Here is a 4,900-nt window from a genome sequence, read left to right on the forward strand (position 1 = left end):
CATCATCTGACCTTGTTTGAGCATAGAACAAAGTTCAACACCTGCTAATGTTGATTCAGCACCAGCCCAGGATTTCCACCCTAAGCATTGGTGCATTTTACCTTTCACTTTTCGATGGCTTTGCTCAACTATATTATTGAGGTATTTAACCGTGAGTACTTCAATCATTGAAAGCATATACCCAGACAACCAAAGACGTACATTGATGGTATCTAGCGCGGCTATATTTGAACCACTTTGATCAATAACAACTTTATCTGGCAATCCACTGCTGCCTATCGCTTTGTCAAAGAATGCCCGTGCAGCGGGCTCATCACGTCGTTCACTCAAATAAAAATCAATGATAGCGCCATGAATCTGCTACTTTACGTTTTCTTTTTCTGAAATTGGCTTCAAGTAATGGCGCATATTTGATCACCCAACGATTTAATGTTGAGTGATCAAAGCGGATATTTCGTTCAGCGAATATCTCTTCTATTTCACGATAACTGAGTTTGTAGGCAAGATAATAACGCAGGGCCATCATGATAATATCCGATGGATAATGTCGGCCTGAAAAATTGATTGTCATATCATAATGCCTCTTCGAATATCGAAACATTTTCAACATGTTGGTTTATTTAGTCAACTTTGCGACAGAACCTGGACGGAATGCTTGTTGCCATCCCCTGTAAAAGGGCAGGGGATGAATCTATTATTTATCGCGTTACTTTGATGCTCAACCCCCTGCCCTCTGATTTACCTCCTGCGCTCACGCCTTGGGCTTTTAGTGGCGCGTCGATAAGTGCGTATATAGATCGAATTAGTGGATTGAGCACAGTTTTGTTGAGGATGTTTGCTGCTAAAAAAGCAGCTAATATCACTCGGAATAATTGTTGGTTTTCTGCCAGTACTGGTTGTGTTATCGCGAGGAAAACGCAAGATATAGCTACCGCCCGAAAAAATATTTTACTGTTCATCTTTTAATCCTATTTTGTTAGTTTTTTTGTGTAATCACTCTTGGTTTAAGACTTCAAACCGCAAATGTTTTAAATCTTCGTTTTTTCTTCCCACACTTGAGAATTCTTGTGACCATGTTAGATGAGCGACCTCCATGTGATAATTCTCGACAATCTTCACGGTCAATCAACGTCCAGTTCCCTAACCACTAAAGAGCAAAAATCTTCCGTATTACGGAATTTAGGCAAAAAGAAGCCCTGCACGTGAGCGCATTAATTTTTAAAATAACGTTCTATAGGGTGTTTACAACGACCAATCAGGAAAACCCTAGAGGTGGTCTTCTAGTCGAAGTTTAGCCTCCCGCTTTTTTGCTCTCTCATATTTTTGAGCTGAAACGATAAGAATTTGGTTTGCCTGCTCTGATATCCGAAAGCCAATACCCGTTTCAGTTTCATCAAAAGCAGGTTTAAATTTAGATTTCATACAGCACCCGTTTATTAAAATTGTCATTCGATGGACTTATCACGATCATTTAAATGATGTTAAAATGATGTTTAAATGAACCTGTAACTTATCAGCAACACCTAAAGTATACAAATATAGGTACGTAACGTATATTAACAAGACCATTAATGTTAACTGCATCGCAGATAAAGTTAACTAGTTGTGACAAAACAATAACTAACGTAATAATTAACATTAAATCATCTAAATATGAGTGGTGGTATTATCAATAATATAGACAGAAGAAAAAAATTAATTAACAATGTAAATTATTTAATAAAATCAAGAGAAGAGACAAGAACATCGCTATCAAATCGAACCGGAATAACACGGACTACTATCTATAATATACTGGACGGAAAAGTTAAATCAGTACAAAACAAAACAGTGGAGAGACTGGCTGATTTCTTCGGAACCACTTGTTATATAATTGAAAACGAAAATATAGAAGACATAGAGATACTAGATCGAACTACTGCTGTGCATGGAAATAAAAACCCGTCCGCAGTGCCAATCATAGATGAAAACGAATTGACAAAAACAATCTATAAAACAATAGGAGAGTTAATAATAACACATCCTATTACCTATTTTTTTCAAAATGAAACAAACATAATAGGGGTGAAAGTGGGTAATCAACTTTCTGATATTTTTTCTATAAATTCAATACTTATCATTAAACGATTTTCAGTGCCTAAGTCCAATGAATTAATGTTAACATTAACAAATAATCAACAATTAACTATTCGAAGAAATAGAGATGACATCCATTATACAGACAAAATCATTGGCATTATTTTAGAAGAGAGGTTGATAGATGAATAGATACAATAGGAAGTACAAGCTGATTGGATTTACATATACTATAGATACTACAGATGTTAAAGCCAATATCATGGTGCTATCAACCGGGAAAATTGTAACAATAAGCTGCGAAAAACTTGAAAAAAACGATATGTCTGATGATTTGAATAGGCATGAATTGAATCAAATTCACAAAAAAATATACAGCCATACATCGACAGTCACTTCTTATGACATAAAAGATAGAAAAGAATCCTACTGGTTACTTTATACCATATTATCTCTTCTATTGACTGTAGTATTCATTTGTTCAAGCATAACAGGCATTAAACCGGTTGAGTTCACATCTATCAATGTAATCATGCCTGCTGCATTATTAATATATCCGTTCACGTTCATTTTAATTGATACACTCAATGAATTTTATGGCATTCATCTCGCACGCATTAGTATTATTTTAACGCTACTTATGAACACATTATTTTTTAGTGCTTTATGGCTCTTATCGTTAACTCCGTCAATGACTGGCTGGGAACTAGACCAATCATTTACTGAAATGGTGACTCGAATGTTTGCCGTTCTCCTTGCCTCTTCTGTTTCTTATTTTTTATCAGAAAATATCAACTCTTATTTTTTACAAAAAATTAAATCGATCACAAATAATAGATATCTTTTCATACGAGTAATATTCAGTACAGTAATTGCAGCAGCTATTGATAGTGTTCTATTCATAATGATCGCATTTTACGGCGTTTTTGACATGGACGTATTAAAAGTAATGATCATTACTCAGTTTGTTATCAAAGTGATTTATTCCATTATTGGTGTTTTCCCTATTTACTTATCGCGTTACGCATTTAAAAAAATCATTAATTAAGGAGTTATTATGTCGAGTATCTACAACAAAAATTTAGGTAAAAAAACTGAATACATAAGCACTTATGATCCTACATTATTAGATCCAATCCCCCGTAAGTTTGGAAGAGAGAGCATCAGTATAGATAATAATAAATTGCCTTTTTCAGGCTATGATTTATGGACATCTTTTGAACTATCATGGCTGAACTCAAAAGGAAAACCCATGATAGGTATAGCAGAATTTAAAATACCAGCGCAATCAGAAAACATTATTGAATCAAAATCATTTAAGTTGTACCTAAACACGCTAAACCAGAGTAAATTTGATTCCTTACTCAGTCTTACATCAAAACTAAAAGAGGATCTGTGTCTCGCTGTTGATGAAGAGGTAGGCGTCGAAATATTCTCTGCGTGTGATAGTTATTCACATCAAATAAAAGAGCCAAAAAGTCAGTGCATTGATGATATTGATATCGAAATTGATGACTATGGATTTAATTCAGACCTATTATTGAATAGCACAACATCAAATAGCATCGTCACAGAAAGGTTACATTCCAATCTATTAAAATCAAATTGTCTTGTTACTAACCAACCTGATTGGGGATCTTTATTTGTTTCCTACACAGGAAATAAAATAGACAAAGAAAAACTATTGAGATATCTCATTTCATTCAGGGAGCACAATGAGTTCCACGAACAATGTGTAGAGCGGATATTTACTGACATTAAGAAGTACTGCTTACCAGATAAGTTAACCGTTTTTGCTAGATACACAAGGCGGGGCGGGCTTGATATTAATCCTTTCCGAAGTGATTTTGAAGAAAGTGCTACCATTGGGCGTTTAATCAGACAATAAACAAAATAGCCCTGAATTAACATTCTGGGCAGAAAAATTAAAGTAAGTTAATATCATGTAATAATTCAGAAGATTCACACAATAGCAGAGATAAAATACAGGTTAATTCCTTATAGGGGTTTTGTTACCATCCCCTCGGAATTAACCTTAGGAATATGATCTTGTCAAGTTAGGGTCAAAGGCCACTGCTCTTGCTGTGTAAATAAATACGATATCAACCCTAAAGTTACACTTTTGTAAGTTCATCACAGCATCACGCACAGGACCTATATGCTGATTAAGATACGTTAACCAGGCATTATTTTTATTGAAGAGATCTTTGAGTGGTTTGTTTGGGTGCATTAGCAGGAAGATATCTGCTTATGCCTATTATGAATAGTTAAATTTACAGAATGTTAGTTGCCGCCGCAGGCGGCCTATGTTCTCAGTATGAGCTTGATATGCCTCTTCATAATCACGCTTTACTTTATTATAAAGATATAACGCCTCTTCCCTTTCAACTTTAAACACAATAATCACTCTGTTGCATGTATTTATTTTATCACAAGCGTGGGGCTGTTGCATGTTTCAGGTCAACTGCGTGTTTTCACCTTTATGTTCAATAGGCCGTGTATTGACGATTTTATCCTTAGATCTAAAAAACCTCCAACTAGGGGGCGAATTCAATGAACAACTACACCTTACAATTAAATTAACACAGGCATCATTTAGCAATGGGAATATTGACTATAACGTCAATATTATTAGCTCCTTACATATAAAGGTTCTGTCGCAAACTGCGAGTTTAGAGGTTCAAAATCAAAGGTGTGCTTTTCCTCAGATACAATTATGCAGCTAAAGAATAAAACTTCTCCCATGGAGTCATATTTTCAGACTTCATCATCTGACCTTGTTTGAGCATAGAACAAAGTTCAACACCTGCTAATGTTGATTCAG

5 protein-coding genes and 2 pseudogenes are annotated in these 4,900 nt (G+C 35.0%); 3 read left to right on the forward strand and 4 right to left on the reverse strand.

Translation table 11 applies throughout. The features are described 5' to 3' along the window. The 3 genes and pseudogenes from AKG98_RS21305 to AKG98_RS22085 form a co-directional block, all read right to left on the reverse strand. Positions 1–571 (reverse strand): annotated as a pseudogene (locus AKG98_RS21305) (transposase); the annotation flags it as partial. 127 nt (positions 572–698) lie between these two features. Continuing rightward, the gene (locus AKG98_RS21310) at positions 699–959 is read right to left on the reverse strand and encodes a hypothetical protein (RefSeq protein WP_067051016.1); all 261 of its coding nucleotides are present in this window, start codon (positions 957–959) and stop codon (positions 699–701) included. Positions 960–1,266: 307 nt separating this feature from the next. Beyond that, positions 1,267–1,422, reverse strand: coding sequence for a TraY domain-containing protein (locus AKG98_RS22085; protein WP_083544038.1), 156 nt, complete (start codon positions 1,420–1,422; stop codon positions 1,267–1,269). A gap of 231 nt (positions 1,423–1,653) precedes the next feature. Here AKG98_RS22085 and AKG98_RS21315 point away from each other — a divergent pair, with 231 nt between their 5' ends. From AKG98_RS21315 to queF, 3 genes are read left to right on the forward strand one after another with little or no spacing between them, the layout of a single operon-like run. Further along, positions 1,654–2,268, forward strand: a complete 615-nt coding sequence (locus tag AKG98_RS21315) for a helix-turn-helix transcriptional regulator (protein ID WP_067051020.1) — start codon at positions 1,654–1,656, stop codon at positions 2,266–2,268. Continuing rightward, complete coding sequence (locus tag AKG98_RS21320; RefSeq protein ID WP_067051023.1) at positions 2,261–3,124, forward strand: queuosine precursor transporter; 864 nt, start codon at positions 2,261–2,263, stop codon at positions 3,122–3,124. Before AKG98_RS21315 ends, AKG98_RS21320 begins: the two co-directional genes overlap by 8 nt. Before the next feature lie 9 nt (positions 3,125–3,133). Beyond that, positions 3,134–3,964 (forward strand): NADPH-dependent 7-cyano-7-deazaguanine reductase QueF, encoded by an 831-nt coding sequence (gene queF / locus AKG98_RS21325; RefSeq protein WP_067051025.1) that lies wholly within the window; start codon positions 3,134–3,136, stop codon positions 3,962–3,964. A gap of 826 nt (positions 3,965–4,790) precedes the next feature. Here the strand turns inward: queF and AKG98_RS22580 are convergent. Then, a pseudogene (locus AKG98_RS22580) lies at positions 4,791–4,900 on the reverse strand (IS6 family transposase); the annotation flags it as partial.

The organism is Moritella sp. JT01 (assembly GCF_001574435.1).
GTDB lineage: Bacteria > Pseudomonadota > Gammaproteobacteria > Enterobacterales > Moritellaceae > Moritella.